Genomic DNA, 16,531 nt, shown 5'->3' on the forward strand with positions numbered 1-16,531 from the left:
AGGGCTGGCGGGGGGAATAAACCTCTATGCTTATGCGCCTAATCCATTAAGCTGGATCGATCCTCTTGGCTTAGAAAAAAATTGTTTTAAGCCCAATCATAAAGCAGGTATGAGTCGGAATAAATATGGTCATGCCCGCGATCGACATGGTTCTCAACGTAGTGTTCAGTCTATGAAAGATCGTGCCAGATCAAGAAATAAACCGCAGGGACATTTTAGTGATAATAGATTAATTGAAGAGGCATTTGAAAAAGCACCATCCACTCCTGGTGTTCATGATGTAACTGTCTCTCGACCTTCCAGGGTTCATTATCCGGATGGTACAGATAAATCTACGGATGTTGTAAGGGTTGTTATTGGTGCCGATGGTGAACCTACTACCGCATTTCCTTATATTCTTGGGGATCAGCCATGAAGATAGAATTGTTCATAAATGAAAAAGAACCGGAAATAGATGTAGATTTAAATGAGCAAGAGATGGAGTGTTCTCCGTTCAGTTTTGCGTTAGAACAGCTTTCTCAGTATGTAAATGGGGAGATAATTATATATTTTGATGACTTACATAAAATTAACATCGATTTGTTTTACGATTTTTCAGTATGTCTTGATGACATACTGAAATCAATAAGAAATGTAAGGGATAATCTACCTGTAGATGAAAGCATTTGGTTTTGCGAGCAAGGTTCTGATTTTTACATCGATTATAAAAATAAGAATGAATTTGTCGAGGTTTATTATAGAAAAGGTTTCGACACAGGTTTTCCGAATAGTGAGATTGAGGATTTTAGTGCAATTATTCAGGCGTCTGAATATGTTTCTGAATGGTCTTCTTTGATTGATAAAATAAATGAGGAGATTTTTAAATATACACTTAACGATATATCCAATGTGATTTAAGAGCGCAGTGGGGGGGAGTGCGTGGCGAGCGTGTGGATGATATGTAAGGATACAACAGAACCTGCGTTTTCAGGGGCAATGCCTTGACCGTGAGACGGGACTGCATTATAAGCGTTTCAGATACTACGATCCGGACTGCAGGCGGTTTACGCAGCCAGATCCGATAGGGCTGGCGGGGGGGATAAACCTTTATGCTTATGCGCCGAATCCGCTGTCCTATACAGACCCATTAGGTCTACGAAGAACGTGGTGTGGACGTCCTCAAAATAAATCAACTCGCCATTCCACAAGAAAAAGAGCGAGAGAAGCAGCGGCTCATGCACATAACGGGAGAAAACGGCCTCAACCACCTAAAAATCCGCCACCAAATGCAACTCCAGAACAGTTGAAAAAGTGGAGAGAAAAATGGAGTCGGTACAATCAACAACAAAAATATAGTCATCCTGAATCTCATCCAGACTCATCGCATCCAGAGCCTCATTATCATGAAGGTCAAAAGCCTGATATTTCACGTCAGGGTGATGGGCGAGATATAAATAATCATCATACATTTTAGGATAAGGTAATGAAAAATCTAATTTTTTTTATTAAATATTTTATTGTAAAGAACAGGCAAGCGCATTGGATATCATTAACATCTGGCAAATGGGATAAGTTTTCTTCTAAAATTGACAAAATAGAAAAGCATCTTAATGAACGATGCGTATTAATAGAGAAGAATATAAGCGAGGAGTTTTCTCATTTGATTGATAAAAAAAATATAAGACATGGATTCTATTTTGATCGATATTTATGCAATGAAAGACTCTCACCAGTTACATTTGAACAAATTCATGATGATAGTATTCTTGTATGTCCTGATGAAAAAGTTGCTTTTTATTTCCATCACGATGGATGGATGTGGTATTGCTGTGTTTGATTAATGTAAATAATAAATATTTAGGTAATCAATCCTCTTAGTTTTTCGACGTATAGATATAAATTATGATTATGGCACTACCATTTTTATGATTTATAGAGGAAATGGGTGGTACGATTATACGGGATACTTACAATAGCTCTAGACAAATATTACCACCCGTCAGCCCTTGTTGAGAGCGGAGAGACGTATTCTGGCCAGTCCCCTAATGCTTATAAAGCCCATCGATTTCGCCCACTTTCTTTCGCCCGGTATAAAGCGCTGTCGGCATCCGAAATAATTTGTTCAGCCGTTTTTGTGGGAGCAGAACAGGCAATCCCCTGACTAACCGTAACAAATGCATTAACAGCAGATGCCTGATGCAGGATAGCTGCCAGTTTCAGTTCTTGCTTCACTCTGGCTGCTACCGTCTCAGCTTCCGGCAATGTCGCATTAAAAAGTAGGATAGCAAACTCTTCGCCACCATAACGAGCGACTATATCTTCAGGTTGGCGAATTGCGCGTTGCAGGGCGTCGGCAACTTGTATCAAACATTTATCGCCCGCTGGGTGCCCGTAGGTGTCGTTGTAGCGTTTAAAAAAATCGACATCCAACATAATGAGAGCAAATGACCCGCCGTTATCTATCGCGTCGTGTAAGATACTGTTCATTGCACGTCGGTTTGCTATCCCAGTTAAAGGATCACGATGTGCTAATGCATCAAGGCGATTAATTAACTGGTTGTTGTACTTGTTTTGTTGCCATGCTTCTTCAAACCAACGTAATAAAATAAGTCGCCCACCATATAGCGCCAGTGAAAAAAGGCCCCAGATGACAGCGAAATGAACATTCACATGCTGATTGAGAACAAGACTGGCTAACGGGATGCTAAACCATAATGGAGTGATAAATGCGAGTAATGATGGCGTGTGAAAATACAGCGCAACAACGGCACTAAGCATTAATAATACACACAGAGGGTAAGCAAAAGGTAACGTCCAGTGTGCAATGAAATAAAAGCAACACCATGACCATAACAGGCTTAGAATGACCAATAGTTGCTGAATATACAGCACTTTTTTTCGGGAGATGAGCAATAAAAGGCCACTAATCAGCAGAATGCCGAAAGATGAAATATCAATAGTATGTACAAGGTTTTTCTCATTAAGCCCTGAAGTCATGTCCTCATTAAACAAAATACCACGCAGCAAAATCATCGATGAAAAACAGATGTTAATCAAGGCAAACCACGGCAGGCTAATCGACATTCCGCGAATAACCATATCCCGGCGATTTTTCCACGAATAATGAGCGTTTTTTCTTTTATCAGGAACCATTTTTTATAACCAGAAAAGGGCAGGAAACCTGCCCAATTTATACTGAATTTAAGGTGTCACTATATTGAACCAAAATTCAAAATTATCCATATAACCTAACAGCTCGTTGAGTTTTTCCGCATTGCCGGTAATTTTAACGTCTCCTTTGTCCGTGGCTTCTTTCAGCGTCTCTTCTTTCAGTACTATTTTGTTCAATACATCACGAGACAGAGTGATAGTGGCATCCGCATTCGAAGCCTCTACACCAGCGGTATGATTGAGAACACCATTTTCAAGCTCCACTTTATAGGTGCCGCCATCTTCACCAAAATCGAAATTCAACACGGCTTTGGCATCTGCCGCTTTCTCACCATTAATATGGACGGCAAGATAATCAAAGAACATCTCTGGCGTCATTGCACGCACAGTGTCAGGGCTGGCAGTATTTGGTGTTGGTAATTTTTGTACGCCGTTACGCAATTCCTGTGCGCCAGTGAGATAGAAATTACGCCACGGCCCAGATTCAGCCTGATAGCCTAACTGCTCAAGCGCATCAGCTTCCAGATTTCTCGCTGCCTGGTTGTTTGGATCCGCAAATACCACCTTACTGACAACCTGAGCAACCCAGCGGAAATTACCCTGGTCATAATCCTGTTTGGCTTTTTGTAAAATGGCATCAGCACCGCCCATATACTCGACAAATTTCTTTGCGCCTTCTTCTGGCGGCAGTTCATCAAGCGTTGCGGGGTTACCATCAAACCAGCCGAGATAAAGCACGTAAGTTGCTTTTACGTCATGACTTACCGAACCATAATAACCGCGATTCGCCCAGGTGTTAGCCAGTGAAGAGGGCAGTTTAAAGTTTGCGGCAATTTCATCACGGGTCATCCCCTGATTTGCCATACGCAGAGTTTGATCATTGATGTAACGATACAAGTCACGCTGGCTTTTAAGCAGTTTGACCACGTTATCATTGCCCCAGGTTGGCCAGTGATGTTGAGCGAGAATAATCTCGGCTTTATCACCCCATAAATTGAGCGCTTCGTTAATATATTTTGACCACGGCAGCGGTTGGCGAATTTTAGCCCCGCGCAGCGAATAGGTGTTATGAAGGGTGTGCGTGACATCTTCTGCTGTTTCGATCAGTTTCTTTTCTTCAATAAACCACAGCATTTCAGAAGGCGCTTCGGAACCTGGCGCCATCAGAAAATCATAGGTCAACCCGTCAATAGTTTCTTTTTGCCCGGTTTTGGTGATGTAGTTAGTAGGAGCAATCAACGTGACCGTTCCTGCTGAAGTGGTTGTTCCCAGTCCCGCGCCGACCTGGCCTTTAACATCAGGTTTCAATAAGTTGCCATACATATAACTGGCTCGTCGGCTCATCACATTGCCAGCCATAATATTTTCGGAAACGGCCTCCTCCAAAAATCCGGCTGGCGCATAGATTTTAACTTTGCCTGATTTAACGTCAGCTTCATCAATTACGCCGCGAACACCACCGTAGTGATCGACATGACTGTGTGTGTAGATAACCGCCACTACCGGTTTTTGGCCGCGATTTTTGTAATAGAGATCCATCCCAACTTTGGCTGTTTCTGCTGAAACAAGTGGATCAACGACGGTAATACCCTCTTTGCCTTCAATGATGGTCATATTTGATAGATCGAGGTTACGAATCTGATAGACACCTTCAGTCACTTCAAATAATCCGCTGATATTTATCAGTTGCGCCTGACGCCATAAACTTGGATTCACCGTATCAGGGGCTTTATCGCCTTCTTTGATAAAAGCGTATTGTTGTGGATCCCAGATAACATTTCCTTGTTCGCCCTTAATCACGTCCTGAGGAATAGGGGCAATAAAACCTTTATGGGCATCAGTAAAGTCAGTGTTATCGGAAAACGGCAACTGGTTATAGAGTAAATTGTTTGCTTGCTGCGTGGCTGCGGTGGCGTTTTTAGGGGCTTCCGCCGCGAGGAGAGGTAAGGAACTGGTGGTGAATAATCCCGTTATTAGCAGACTTTTAACAATATGATTAAGCTGCATCTTAAGTGTCTCCAGAATGGATTTTTATTGAGGGTAATTACGGATGAAAATTTTTAGTGAGGGCAAGAATAACTATAATGGGCGTTAACAAATTGGCAAGCCGGGAACTTGGTGTTTTCTTAATGGCATGTTGGCGAAGAATATATTCTGCAAGTTAACGTTTTCGTTGGCGCTTTATTTAAAAGGGTGTAGTACAAATATGTACAATTTCAAGTAGGCATTATTACCGTAAAAACGCATTACCGGACACACGACATTCACAACGTGTGTTAATTTTACTGACATCTTTCAAAAGGAGCACAATCATGCCGCACATAGACATTAAATGTTTTCCGCGTGAACTGGACGAACAACAAAAAGCAGCGCTTGCTGCAGATATTACCGACGTTATTATTCGCCATCTGAACAGTAAAGACAGTTCGATAAGCATTGCGCTACAGCAGATTCAACCAGAATCATGGCAAGCTATCTGGGACGCCGAAATTGCGCCCCAAATGGATGCCTTGATAAAGAAACCTGGTTACAGCATGTAATGCTTAACCAGCCGTAACACGCTTGCCGCTGGTAACAAACGTGCCAGCGCCTAAATGATGCAACGTATTGAGCTTATCATCATCAAACTGCCAGCGGCCTTCGACAAATACCTGTGCGTCTGCCGCTGCTGATACCACTTCGCCAAACAGCGTGTCGTATTTCTCTTGCGCGGAAGTCGCTGGTAGCAATCGGCACTCCATCCACGCCAGACATTTCTCTTCAACAAGTGGCAAACCAAGCACCGGACCTTTCACCACCGGAATGCCATAGCAATTAAATTTATCTTCTTCACGCCCAGATACACTTCCCACTGCCCACGTCCAGTTAGTCGCTGCAACGCCCGGGATAACGATGCCAAATTTACCGTTACGTTCAATCAACTCCCTCGTCCATGTCGATTTATCTACCACAATTGCCACGCGTGGAGGTTCAAACTCCACCGGCATTGACCAGGCTGCCGCCATAATGTTACGCCGCTGGGATTGCTCATCTAAACTGGTGATCAGGACAGTAGGGCCATGATTTAACAGACGGCTGGCATGGTGTAATTCTACGGGGATGAATCGGCTCACGGTATCGCCTCGCTAAGAAGGTTGTTTTAAAAGCGTAGCTCGTAACGCAATAAGCAACGAAATTAACGGGATCGGCGATTTGCGAACGTGATGCATGTCCGCGATCGCACAAAATAGCCTGTGCGGCGTCTATTCCAGGTTTTGACATCCTCCACGCCCTGAATGACGAGGATCCCTGCTACGTTCAGGCTGTCGCCTGAATCATTTCGGTGGGTTCCTGCTTCAACGGGCGGCCTGACTGCACCATCCCTCCACAGGCAAGAACGGCGTGTCCCGCAGCTAAAATGTTACGAGCGCCGTTTACATCGGCGTTCACTGTATATCCACATACCTGGCATCTGAATTTACTTTGTGACAGGCGGTTTTCTTTCGCTGTATGACCACAGCACGCGCAACGCTGGCTTGTGTACACTGGCGGAACAGCAAGCACCTGACCGCCACGCCAGAGCTGCTTGTACTCAAGCTGGCGGCGCATTTCATACCAGCCCTGATCCAGTATCGAACGGTTTAAACCTGATTTTGCCCGGACATTGCGCCCCGGCTGGCTGACCGTACCCGCTGCTGACTTTGACATATTGCTGACCTTCAAATTTTCAATGACTATCATTGCGTGGTTTTTGCTGACGGTCGTTGTGACTTTGTGAAGGTAGTCCCTGCGGATATTTACGATACGGTGTACCACTTACCGCAGGACTGGCTGACTGTGACATTTTTTACAACACCCGTGACCTGACGACTGTTCCGGTAGCGCATCCAGCCAAGTTTCGGCAGAAAAATACGGCTGTTTTCCTGATCGAGCTTAACGCCCTGCGGGTAGCGGAATGCGTCATTCTGTCCCCGCTTTTAGAATCGGGGAAAAGCCGCACGCTTCTGGAAGAAATTTTTGTAGGCTCGCTCAAGGTCTTTCAGTGACTGTTGCAATGGCTGTGATGGGGCATCTTTAATCCATTGTGTTTCAGTGGCATTTTTCCACTCAACCAACCAGGAAGCCATTTTCGCGTAAGGGATGTATTTATTACCGGCCTCATTATTCTCATTCTGAAGCGCCAGAGCACGATTGAAAACGAAACGACATGCGCCTGCGAAGCACCTCATTTCACGCTCCTGTTGACCACCGGGTCTTAACTGGAATTTAAATGCTTGTAGTCGCTTCACAGGGCAAAATATACTTTGGTCTATGAAAAAAGAAACCGATATCCGACGCGGAAGGCACTGTGTTTTCCTGATGCATGTTCACCTGGTCTTTGTCTAACCAAATACAGACGCCAGATTTTTGACCATGACGCGACAGAAAAACTACGCACTTACTTTTCAAATGTATGTGCTGATTTTGAGGCTGAATCGGTTGAAATGGATGGTGAACAAGATCATGTCCATTTGTTAATTAACTATCCACCCAAACTGGCGATATCCAGTCTGGTAAACAGCCTCAAAAGCGTATCGAGTAGATTGCTGCGACGAGATCGACCAGATATTGCAGTCAGGTATTACCACAAATGCGTTTTGTGGAGTCCCGGCTATTTTGCCAGTAGCTGCGGAGGTGCGCCAATATCCGTCATCCGCCAATACATTGAACAACAGCAAACACCTGGTTAGGTGGAAAACCGCGCCTTATATTCCCACCCTGAAGGACGGGGTTTTATGGCGCACTGGATAAAACCACTAACGGAAACGCCTGATGACGCCCATTCTGAATCATTATTTTGCCCGCATTAACTGGTCGGGAGCTGCTGCGGTCAATATCGATACGCTTCGTGCATTACACCTGAAACACAATTGCACCATTCCATTTGAAAATCTTGATGTTCTGCTGCCGAGGGAAATGCAGCTTGATGATCAATCTCTGGAAGAGAAATTGGTGTTTGCCCGGCGTGGCGGTTATTGCTTTGAACAGAATGGCGTGTTTGAACGGGTTTTACGCGAGCTGGGTTTTCATGTACGTAGTCTGTTAGGGCGCGTAGTGTTATCTAATCCGCCATCATTACCGCCGCGCACGCATCGTTTGCTGTTGGTAGAACTGGAAGGTGAACAATGGATTGCCGACGTTGGTTTTGGTGGTCAGACGCTGACCGCGCCAATCCGTTTAGTGCCGGATATCGCACAAACAACGCCACATGGCGAATATCGGCTGTTACAGGAAGGGGGCGACTGGGTGTTGCAGTTTAATCATCATCAGCACTGGCAGTCGATGTACCGTTTTGATCTCTGCGAGCAGCAACAAAGCGATTATGTGATGGGTAATTTCTGGTCGGCGCACTGGCCGCAATCGCATTTTCGCCATCATTTGTTAATGTGCCGCCATTTGCCGGACGGTGGCAAGCTGACGTTGACCAATTTTCATTTCACCCATTATGAAAATGGTCACGTAGCAGAGCAGCAGAATTTGCCAGATGCGGCGTCGTTGTATGCCGTGATGCAGGAGCAGTTTGGACTGGGCGTGGATGATGCGAAACATGGGTTTACTGTGGATGAGCTGGCGCAGGTGATGGCAGCGTTTGATACGCATCCGGAAGCGGGGAAATAGTTGGTGCCAGAGTGCCGGATGCGGCGTAAACGCCTAATCCGGCGGTTGTAGGCCTGATAAGCGAAGCGCATCAGGCAATTTGTTTTTCTGCCGTATATGGCAACGGTTTTAAAGATCAATTGCCCACTCGGCATGAAATAAAATCACCGCCGTACCAGAAATAGTCACTTTCTCCGGTTGGTTATCCCGAATTGTCACCGTCACATCAATTACACCATCACGCCCCAATGCGCGCCCCTGATGGCCTTTAACACGCAACACGCTGCCATCGTGGGGCAATACGTTGTGATGCACCAACCATGCACCCATAGGGCCATTGGCATTGCCAGTCACCGGATCTTCCACAATACCAATCGCAGGCGAGAACATGCGACCATCGGTTTCGTTTTTGCCAGGGCGGATCTGAAACGGGAAGAAACCATTGCAGCCAATCTGTTTGCTGATAGCGCTCAGCGCAGCAAGATCAGGCGAAAGGGCGTCGATATCCACTTCTGGTTTCAACGGGATCATCACTTTTGAGTGTCCTGTTGTTGCCACCTGAATTGGCAAGCCTGGCAGAATATCGTCTTCAGTGAGATGAAGCGCGTTGATAATCGCCGCACGTGTTTCACCTTCCAGCGGTGGCTCAAAGCCAGGAGAACCTTGTTCCAACGAAATACGATAATCATCGTTGTGCTTTTCGATAGTCACGCGGTGTTTTCCTGCCAGCGACGTTTGCCAGACCGTGCAATTTCCCAAACCTAATACCTTCGAACGTACATAATGTGCTGCCACGGTCGCGTGACCGCAAATCGGCACTTCAACCGTTGGCGTAAAGTAGCGAATGCGCACATCGCTGTCGTCACTGTGCAGCAGAAACGCAGTTTCCGAATGGCCTAACTCGCGGGCGATAAGTTGCATTTGCGCTTCACTGAGATTATCGGCAGGGAAAACAACACCGGCAGAATTGCCGCGAAACGGTTGAGAGGTAAAAGCATCGACGTGGTAAACCTGCGGTTTCATTAATGTTCTCCTGTGGCTGGAGAACTATCATAGCCTGCAACTGGCCGGAGAGCGAAGGGCTATCCGGCCAGGGTGATGATTAACGCCGCGAACGCACAATCTGATAGCGACGAGTAAAGTACTCAAACGGCGCGCTCCACACATGCACCAGTCGGGTGAACGGGAAGAGCAGGAAGATGGTCATCCCCAACACCAGATGAACGCGAAAGATATAAGCTACGCCATCAAGATGCGTCGATGCGCCGCCCTGGAAAGTAACGATGCTTTGCGCCCAGCCCACCAGCTTCATCATTTCACTGCCGTCCGGATGTTGTGCTGAAAAGGGAATGGTGGTTAACCCAAGAATGCACTGAATTAACAAAATGGCGAGGATCAGGATATCCGCACTAGAAGACGTCGCCCGGATGCGCGGATTTGTTAAACGACGCACCAGCAGCCCCGCACCGCCAATCAACGTTAATACACCGCAAATACCACCGAGCACCATCGCCATCTGTTGTTTTACCGCCACCGGCAGAAACCACGCGTACATCCAGTGCGGCGTTAACATGCCAAACAGATGACCGAAGAAGATCCCCAGAATGCCGATATGGAACAAGTTCGACCACAGCACCATCCCGCGTTTATCCAGCATCTGGCTAGAGGCGGCGCGCCAGCTATACTGCCCGTAATCGTAGCGCAGCCAGCTTCCAAGGATAAAAACCGTGCCACACAAGTACGGGTAGATATCGTAAAAAAAGACGTTCAGATACTGAATCATTTCCCACCTCCCGCACTGATGTCGACATACTGCGGTGCGACATCATGGCTAAAGCGTCGCTGATATTGATTAAGCGGCGAGCTGTCACACGCCGTGGCGTTATCTTCAATAAACTTCACCTGTTCCTCTTCCCACACCGCATCCAGCGCCTGGCGGGTGTCATCGCGCTCTTCACTGCGAATTTGTTTAGTGACACTGTCACTTGAAAGTGTACTACCCGCCAGATGCAGTAGGGCGTCAAACAACGAATACCACGGTGCCTCGCGTTGTTTTAAGCGTCCGCCAAGCAGAGCGAGGATCGGCGCAACGTTGAGTAACCCTTCTTTCGCCTGATCGTCCGGCAGTACGCTTAAATACTCCAGATACAGCGGCAGATAATCAGGCAGTTCCCGACAATCCAGTTGCAGACCGACCTTTTCATACTCCGCCAGCAGGTTCACCATTGCCTGGCCTCGATCGCGGGACTCGGCATGAACATGTTCGAACAGCAGCAGCGATGTGGTACGTCCACGGTCAAACACTTCGCACCATTCGGCCTGTTTATCCAGCAGCGGCGCGTTAAGCAGGTTGTTGGTGAAATCCGTAAGCATCGGCGCGTCGCGGCGGATCAACGCCAGCGCATCCTCCTTGCTTTCCCATAACAGCTCGTCCGGATATTCCATCAACAGGCCGATCACTTTGAGGATCTGCATTATTCGCCCTCCGCTTTATTGCGTACTTCGGTAATGTCGATGGCATCAATTCGGCTACTATTGAACAGGTTGAATTTGCTGTCCGAGCCGTGGCAACCGTCGCCAAAAGTAAAGCCGCAGCCGTTACGTTCTGCGAAAGCGTCGCCCGCCATTTCACGATGACTGGTCGGAATGACAAAACGATCTTCATAGTTGGCGATAGCGAGATAGCGATACATATCTTCGACCTGAGCGACGCTCAAACCCACTTCGTCGATGGCGCGGGTATCCGTTACGCCTTCTACGGTTTGTGAACGCATATAGTGGCGCATCGCCATCATCCTTTTTAGCGCCCGCAGTACCGGGCCGGTATCGCCGGCACTCAACATATTGGCGAGATATTGCACCGGAATACGCAGGCTTTCGATGGCGGGGAGCACGCCTTCGCTTTTCGGCAAACCGCCCGCATCAGCGTAGGACTGAATCGGCGACAACGGAGGAACGTACCAGACCATCGGCAGGGTGCGATATTCAGGGTGCAACGGTAGCGCCAGTTTCCAGTCCATCGCCATTTTGTAGACAGGTGAACGCTGGGCAGCTTCAATCACATTTTGTGGAATACCTTGTTTCAGGGCTTCCTCGATCACTGAGGGATCGTGCGGATCGAGGAACACTTCGCACTGGCGTTCATAGAGATCAACCTCGCGCTCGGTGCTCGCCGCTTCCTCAATGCGGTCGGCGTCGTAAAGCAGCACGCCCAGATACCGGATGCGCCCCACGCAGGTTTCTGAGCACACGGTGGGTTGACCTGACTCAATTCGCGGGTAACAGAAGATACATTTTTCTGACTTGCCGCTTTTCCAGTTGAAGTAGATTTTTTTGTACGGACAACCGCTAATGCACAAACGCCAGCCACGGCATTTATCCTGATCGATCAGCACAATGCCATCTTCTTCGCGTTTGTAGATAGCGCCGCTGGGGCAGGTCGCCACGCAGCTGGGGTTGAGGCAGTGTTCGCACAGACGCGGCAGATACATCATGAAGGTGTTTTCAAACTGCCCGTACATCTCCTTTTGCATGGCTTCGAAGTTGCGGTCGCGGGCGCGTTTTTCGAACTCGCCGCCCAGCAGTTCTTCCCAGTTTGGCCCCCAGATCACTTTGTCCATCCGCTTACCGTCAATCAGCGAACGCGGGCGGGCGGTGGGAATATGTTTACCTTCTGGCGCGCTATGCAAATGTTCGTAGTCGAAGGTGAAAGGTTCGTAGTAATCGTCAATCTGCGGCACCACCGGGTTGGCGAAGATTTTGGTTATTACCCCCATCTTGCTGCCCAGACGCGGACGGATCTTACCGTTGACATCGCGGACCCAGCCGCCTTGCCACTCTTCCTGATCTTCCCAGTTTTTCGGATAACCAATGCCCGGTTTGGTTTCGACGTTGTTAAACCATGCGTACTCCATGCCTTCGCGACCGGTCCAGACGTTTTTGCAGGTCACCGAACAGGTATGGCAGCCGATACATTTGTCGAGGTTAAGCACCATGCCGACTTGCGAACGGATTTTCATTTTTTCGCCTCCTGTACCTGATCGCGACCTTCATCATCCAGCCAGTTAACGTTCTTCATCTTGCGGATCATGATAAATTCGTCGCGGTTCGAGCCGACGGTGCCGTAGTAGTTGAAGCCCCAGGCCAGCTGCGCGTAACCGCCAATCATATGCGTCGGTTTCGGGCAAACGCGGGTGACCGAGTTATGAATGCCGCCGCGCATGCCGGTTACTTCCGAGCCGGGGATATTCATAATGCGTTCCTGGGCGTGATACATCATGGTCATGCCCGGCGGTACGCGCTGACTAACAACCGCACGAGCTGTCAGCGCGCCGTTGGCGTTAAACACTTCCACCCAGTCGTTATCGACAATGGTCAGTTCGCGGGCATCGGTTTCGCTGATCCAGACAATCGGTCCACCGCGAGAAAGCGTCAGCATCAGCAGGTTTTCACTGTAGGTGGAGTGAATGCCCCATTTCTGGTGCGGCGTCAGGAAGTTAAGTGCTTTTTCCGGGAAGCCGTTTGGCGGGATCTGGCGCATTTCACTGACGCTGCGGGTGTCGATAGGCGGGCGATAAGCCACCAGGCTTTCACCAAAAGCACGCATCCACGGATGATCCTGATACAGCTGCTGACGGCCCGACAGCGTGCGCCACGGAATTAACTCATGAACGTTGGTGTATCCGGCGTTGTAGGAGACGAGATCGCTTTCGAGACCGGACCATGTGGGGCTGGAGATAATTTTACGTGGCTGCGCCTGAATATCGCGAAAGCGAATCTTCTCGTCCTCTTTGTGCAGCGCCAGATGGGTATGTTCGCGTCCGGTGATTTCGCCCAGCGCCTGCCACGCTTTGACCGCCACATGGCCGTTGGTTTCCGGTGCCAGCGCCAGAATCACTTCTGACGCATCAATGGCGGTGTCAATCAACGGACGCCCCTGTGCCGGGCCATCACGCTTGGTGTAATTGAGTTTACCGAGGAAATCGATTTCATCCTGGGTATTCCACGAAATCCCTTTACCGCCGTTGCCAAGTTTGTCCATCAGTGGCCCGAGCGAGGTAAAGCGTTCATAGGTAGCAGGGTAGTCGCGTTCCACCGCCACAATATTGGGGGCAGTTTTGCCAGGGATCAGATCGCATTCGCCTTTGCGCCAGTCGAGCACTTCACACGGCTGGGAGAGCTCTGCCGGAGAGTCGTGTAACAACGGTTGCAGCACAACATCCGTTTCTTTGCCGAGATGTCCCACGCACACTTGCGAAAAGGCTTTGGCGATACCTTTGTAGATTTCCCAGTCGCTGCGTGATTCCCAGGCCGGATCGACCGCCGCAGAAAGTGGATGAATAAACGGATGCATATCCGAAGTATTCATATCGTCTTTTTCGTACCAGGTGGCGGTAGGCAGAACAATATCGGAGAAAAGACAGGTGCTGGACATACGGAAGTCGAGCGTCACCAGCAGGTCGAGCTTGCCTTCAATCGCTGCAGTTTGCCACTCAACTTCTTCCGGTTGGATTCCCTCCGTCGGTCCAAGTTCTTGCCCCTGAATGCCACTTTCCGTACCCAGCAGATACTTCTGCATATACTCGTGGCCCTTGCCGGACGAGCCAAGCAGGTTTGAACGCCAGACAAACAGGTTACGCGGATGGTTGCTGCCGTTGTCCGGCTGTTCGCAGGCCATGCGTAACTCGCCTGACTTCAGTGCCTGGGCGGTAAATTCGGCGGGTGATAATCCGGCCTTGTCGGCTTCGGCTTTCAGGGATAGCGGGTTACGCCCCAGTTGCGGCGCAGAAGGTAGCCAGCCCATGCGCTCGGCGCGAACGTTGAAATCAATCAGATGACCGCTGTATTTACTGGCGTCGGCCAGCGGTGAGAGCAATTCCTGCGCGGTGACTTTTTCATAGCGCCACTGGCTGGAGTGATTGTAGAAAAACGAGGTGCTGTTCATCTGGCGTGGTGGACGGTTCCAGTCGAGCGCAAAGGCCAGCGGCAACCAGCCGGTTTGCGGGCGCAGTTTTTCCTGACCGACATAGTGCGCCCAGCCGCCGCCGCTTTGCCCGACACAACCGCAGAAGATCAGCATATTGATCATCCCGCGGTAGTTCATGTCCATGTGATACCAGTGGTTGACGCCTGCGCCGAGGATAATCATCGAGCGCCCATGCGTTTTATGGGCGGTATCGGCAAATTCGCGGGCGATGGTTTCAATATACTGGCGCGGTACGCCGGTAATTTGCTCACCCCAGGCTGGGGTGTACGGTTTGATTTCAGCGTAATCTTTTGCGCTGCTTTCATCTTCCAGCCCGCGATCGAGGCCGTAATTCGCCAGTACCAGATCATAAACGCTGACGACCGGACAGGTGCTGCCATCGGCTAATGTCAGGTTTTTAACGGGTAATTGACGCACCAGTACAGGATCGTGTTTTACGCTGCGAAAGTGCGGATTTTCAATGCCGCCAAAGTAGGGGAAGGCCACGCCTGCAACGATGTCGTGTTGACCGAGCAGGGTTAACGACAATTCGGTTTCCGTACCGGCGGCAATGGATTCCAGATTCCATTTGCCTTTTTCTCCCCAGCGGAAACCAATCGAACCGTTCGGCACCACCAGTTCACCTGCGGTATTAACCGCCACGGTTTTCCACTGCGGATTGTTGCTTTCGCCCAGTCCATTCACCAGGTCAAACGCGCGGATCATGCGCCCGGGAACGTAGCTGCCATCTTCACGTGGTTCCAGCATTACCAGCATCGGCATGTCGCTGTAGCGGCGGCAGTAGTTGATAAAGTAGTCGCTGGGATTATCGAGATGAAACTCTTTTAAAATCACATGGCCCATCGCCATTGCCAGCGCGCTATCAGTGCCTTGCTTTGGCGCCAGCCACTGGTCGCACAGTTTTGCTACTTCCGAGTAGTCAGGGGTAATGGCGATAGTTTTGGTGCCTTTGTAACGCACTTCGGTAAAGAAGTGAGCGTCTGGCGTGCGCGTCTGCGGTACGTTAGATCCCCAGGCGATGATGTAACTGGAGTTATACCAGTCGGCAGATTCTGGCACGTCGGTTTGCTCGCCCCAGGTCATTGGCGAGGCGGGCGGCAGGTCGCAATACCAGTCGTAGAAACTTAAACAGGTGCCGCCAAGCAGCGACAGATAACGCGTTCCGGCGGCGTAAGATACCATCGACATCGCTGGAATCGGTGAGAATCCGGCAACGCGATCCGGGCCGTAAGTTTTGATGGTCCAGACGTTAGCGGCGGCAATCAGCTGGTTTAGTTCCTGCCAGTTGGAGCGGATAAAGCCGCCGCGCCCACGTACCTGCTTGTAGCTCAGGCACTTTTGCGGATCGTTCATAATCGATGCCCACGCCAGTACTGGATCGTTGTGCTGTTTAAGGGCTTCGCGCCACAGTTCAATCAGTCGTTTACGAATTAGCGGGTATTTCAGGCGGTTAGCGCTGTAAAGATACCAGGAGTAACTTGCGCCACGCGGGCAGCCGCGGGGTTCATGATTGGGCAGATCAGGGCGAGTGCGCGGGTAGTCGGTCTGCTGGATTTCCCAGGTCACCAGGCCATTTTTAACGTAGATTTTCCAGCTACAGGAGCCAGTGCAGTTAACGCCGTGGGTGGAACGCACGATTTTGTCGAATTGCCAACGCTGGCGATAGCTATCTTCCCAGTCGCGGTTGCTATGCATCACCTGTCCGTGACCATCGGCAAAGGTTTCGCCCTTTTGTTTGAAGTAGCGAAAGCGATCCAAAAGTTTACTCATGACTTGACT

The 16,531-nt window shown here is 49.3% G+C and carries 12 protein-coding genes and 4 pseudogenes; 7 read left to right on the plus strand and 9 right to left on the minus strand.

What is annotated here, in order from left to right; translation table 11 throughout:
* From FEK46_RS17055 to FEK46_RS17075, 4 genes and pseudogenes are all read left to right on the plus strand, one after another.
* Positions 1-415 (plus strand): annotated as a pseudogene (locus FEK46_RS17055) (type IV secretion protein Rhs); the annotation flags it as partial.
* A complete protein-coding gene (locus FEK46_RS17060; protein WP_135559586.1) occupies positions 412-897 on the plus strand; it encodes a hypothetical protein in 486 nt (161 codons plus the stop codon). The pseudogene FEK46_RS17055 and the gene FEK46_RS17060, both read left to right, overlap by 4 nt.
* 49 nt (positions 898-946) lie before the next feature.
* Positions 947-1,141, plus strand: a pseudogene (locus FEK46_RS17065) (RHS repeat-associated core domain-containing protein); the annotation flags it as partial.
* A 321-nt stretch (positions 1,142-1,462) separates the two neighbouring features.
* The gene (locus FEK46_RS17075; RefSeq protein WP_135559585.1) at positions 1,463-1,816 is read left to right on the plus strand and encodes a hypothetical protein; all 354 of its coding nucleotides are present in this window, start codon (positions 1,463-1,465) and stop codon (positions 1,814-1,816) included.
* A 212-nt stretch (positions 1,817-2,028) separates the two neighbouring features.
* Here FEK46_RS17075 and FEK46_RS17080 read toward each other — a convergent pair whose 3' ends face one another.
* Both FEK46_RS17080 and FEK46_RS17085 read right to left on the minus strand, forming a co-directional pair.
* Entirely contained in the window at positions 2,029-3,078 is a 1,050-nt protein-coding gene (locus FEK46_RS17080) for a GGDEF domain-containing protein (RefSeq protein ID WP_135559591.1), read from the minus strand.
* 102 nt (positions 3,079-3,180) lie between these two features.
* Positions 3,181-5,157, minus strand: coding sequence for an alkyl sulfatase dimerization domain-containing protein (locus tag FEK46_RS17085; protein WP_130210865.1), 1,977 nt, complete (start codon positions 5,155-5,157; stop codon positions 3,181-3,183).
* 305 nt (positions 5,158-5,462) lie between these two features.
* Between FEK46_RS17085 and pptA the strand changes: the two genes are divergently transcribed.
* Positions 5,463-5,690: a tautomerase PptA gene (gene pptA / locus FEK46_RS17090; RefSeq protein WP_130210863.1), complete on the plus strand. Its 228-nt coding sequence runs from the start codon at positions 5,463-5,465 to the stop codon at positions 5,688-5,690.
* Positions 5,691-5,693: 3 nt separating this feature from the next.
* On the opposite strand, the gene FEK46_RS17095 is transcribed toward pptA, so the two are convergent.
* Positions 5,694-6,263 carry a flavin reductase family protein gene (locus FEK46_RS17095; protein ID WP_130210861.1) on the minus strand — a complete coding sequence of 190 codons (570 nt, stop codon included), beginning with the start codon at positions 6,261-6,263 and terminating at the stop codon, positions 5,694-5,696.
* A 184-nt stretch (positions 6,264-6,447) separates the two neighbouring features.
* A pseudogene (locus FEK46_RS17100) lies at positions 6,448-7,418 on the minus strand (transposase).
* A gap of 22 nt (positions 7,419-7,440) precedes the next feature.
* On the opposite strand from FEK46_RS17100, the pseudogene tnpA reads away from it, so the two are divergent.
* Together tnpA and nhoA are read left to right on the plus strand one after the other, a co-directional pair.
* Positions 7,441-7,859, plus strand: a pseudogene (gene tnpA / locus FEK46_RS17105) (IS200/IS605 family transposase).
* An 82-nt stretch (positions 7,860-7,941) separates the two neighbouring features.
* Entirely contained in the window at positions 7,942-8,787 is an 846-nt protein-coding gene (nhoA, locus tag FEK46_RS17110; protein WP_130210519.1) for an N-hydroxyarylamine O-acetyltransferase, read from the plus strand.
* A 108-nt stretch (positions 8,788-8,895) separates the two neighbouring features.
* On the opposite strand, the gene FEK46_RS17115 is transcribed toward nhoA, so the two are convergent.
* The 5 genes from FEK46_RS17115 to narZ form a co-directional block, all read right to left on the minus strand.
* The gene (locus tag FEK46_RS17115) at positions 8,896-9,789 is read right to left on the minus strand and encodes a PhzF family isomerase (protein ID WP_135559584.1); all 894 of its coding nucleotides are present in this window, start codon (positions 9,787-9,789) and stop codon (positions 8,896-8,898) included.
* 79 nt (positions 9,790-9,868) lie between these two features.
* Entirely contained in the window at positions 9,869-10,549 is a 681-nt protein-coding gene (gene narI / locus FEK46_RS17120) for a respiratory nitrate reductase subunit gamma (RefSeq protein WP_135559583.1), read from the minus strand.
* On the minus strand, positions 10,546-11,241 hold the full coding sequence (gene narW / locus FEK46_RS17125; RefSeq protein WP_135559582.1) for a nitrate reductase molybdenum cofactor assembly chaperone: 696 nt from the start codon (positions 11,239-11,241) through the stop codon (positions 10,546-10,548). The genes narI and narW overlap by 4 nt, the downstream gene beginning before the upstream one ends.
* The gene (narH, locus tag FEK46_RS17130; RefSeq protein WP_130210513.1) at positions 11,241-12,785 is read right to left on the minus strand and encodes a nitrate reductase subunit beta; all 1,545 of its coding nucleotides are present in this window, start codon (positions 12,783-12,785) and stop codon (positions 11,241-11,243) included. The genes narW and narH overlap by 1 nt, the downstream gene beginning before the upstream one ends.
* Positions 12,782-16,522, minus strand: coding sequence for a nitrate reductase Z subunit alpha (gene narZ / locus FEK46_RS17135; protein ID WP_135559581.1), 3,741 nt, complete (start codon positions 16,520-16,522; stop codon positions 12,782-12,784). The genes narH and narZ overlap by 4 nt, the downstream gene beginning before the upstream one ends.
* Positions 16,523-16,531 lie beyond the last annotated feature (9 nt).

The organism is Escherichia sp. E4736, from assembly GCF_005781225.1.
Classification (GTDB): domain Bacteria; phylum Pseudomonadota; class Gammaproteobacteria; order Enterobacterales; family Enterobacteriaceae; genus Escherichia.

Bases quoted from the DNA above. Each gene is read 5' to 3' on its own strand.
- FEK46_RS17060 (WP_135559586.1), top strand. From the start codon at position 412: ATGAAGATAGAATTGTTCATAAATGAAAAAGAACCGGAAATAGATGTA.
- FEK46_RS17075 (WP_135559585.1), top strand. From the start codon at position 1,463: ATGAAAAATCTAATTTTTTTTATTAAATATTTTATTGTAAAGAACAGG.
- FEK46_RS17080 (WP_135559591.1), bottom strand. From the start codon at position 3,078: ATGGTTATTCGCGGAATGTCGATTAGCCTGCCGTGGTTTGCCTTGATT.
- FEK46_RS17085 (WP_130210865.1), bottom strand. From the start codon at position 5,157: ATGCAGCTTAATCATATTGTTAAAAGTCTGCTAATAACGGGATTATTC.
- pptA (WP_130210863.1), top strand. From the start codon at position 5,463: ATGCCGCACATAGACATTAAATGTTTTCCGCGTGAACTGGACGAACAA.
- nhoA (WP_130210519.1), top strand. From the start codon at position 7,942: ATGACGCCCATTCTGAATCATTATTTTGCCCGCATTAACTGGTCGGGA.
- FEK46_RS17115 (WP_135559584.1), bottom strand. From the start codon at position 9,789: ATGAAACCGCAGGTTTACCACGTCGATGCTTTTACCTCTCAACCGTTT.
- narI (WP_135559583.1), bottom strand. From the start codon at position 10,549: ATGATTCAGTATCTGAACGTCTTTTTTTACGATATCTACCCGTACTTG.
- narW (WP_135559582.1), bottom strand. From the start codon at position 11,241: ATGCAGATCCTCAAAGTGATCGGCCTGTTGATGGAATATCCGGACGAG.
- narH (WP_130210513.1), bottom strand. From the start codon at position 12,785: ATGAAAATCCGTTCGCAAGTCGGCATGGTGCTTAACCTCGACAAATGT.
- narZ (WP_135559581.1), bottom strand. From the start codon at position 16,522: ATGAGTAAACTTTTGGATCGCTTTCGCTACTTCAAACAAAAGGGCGAA.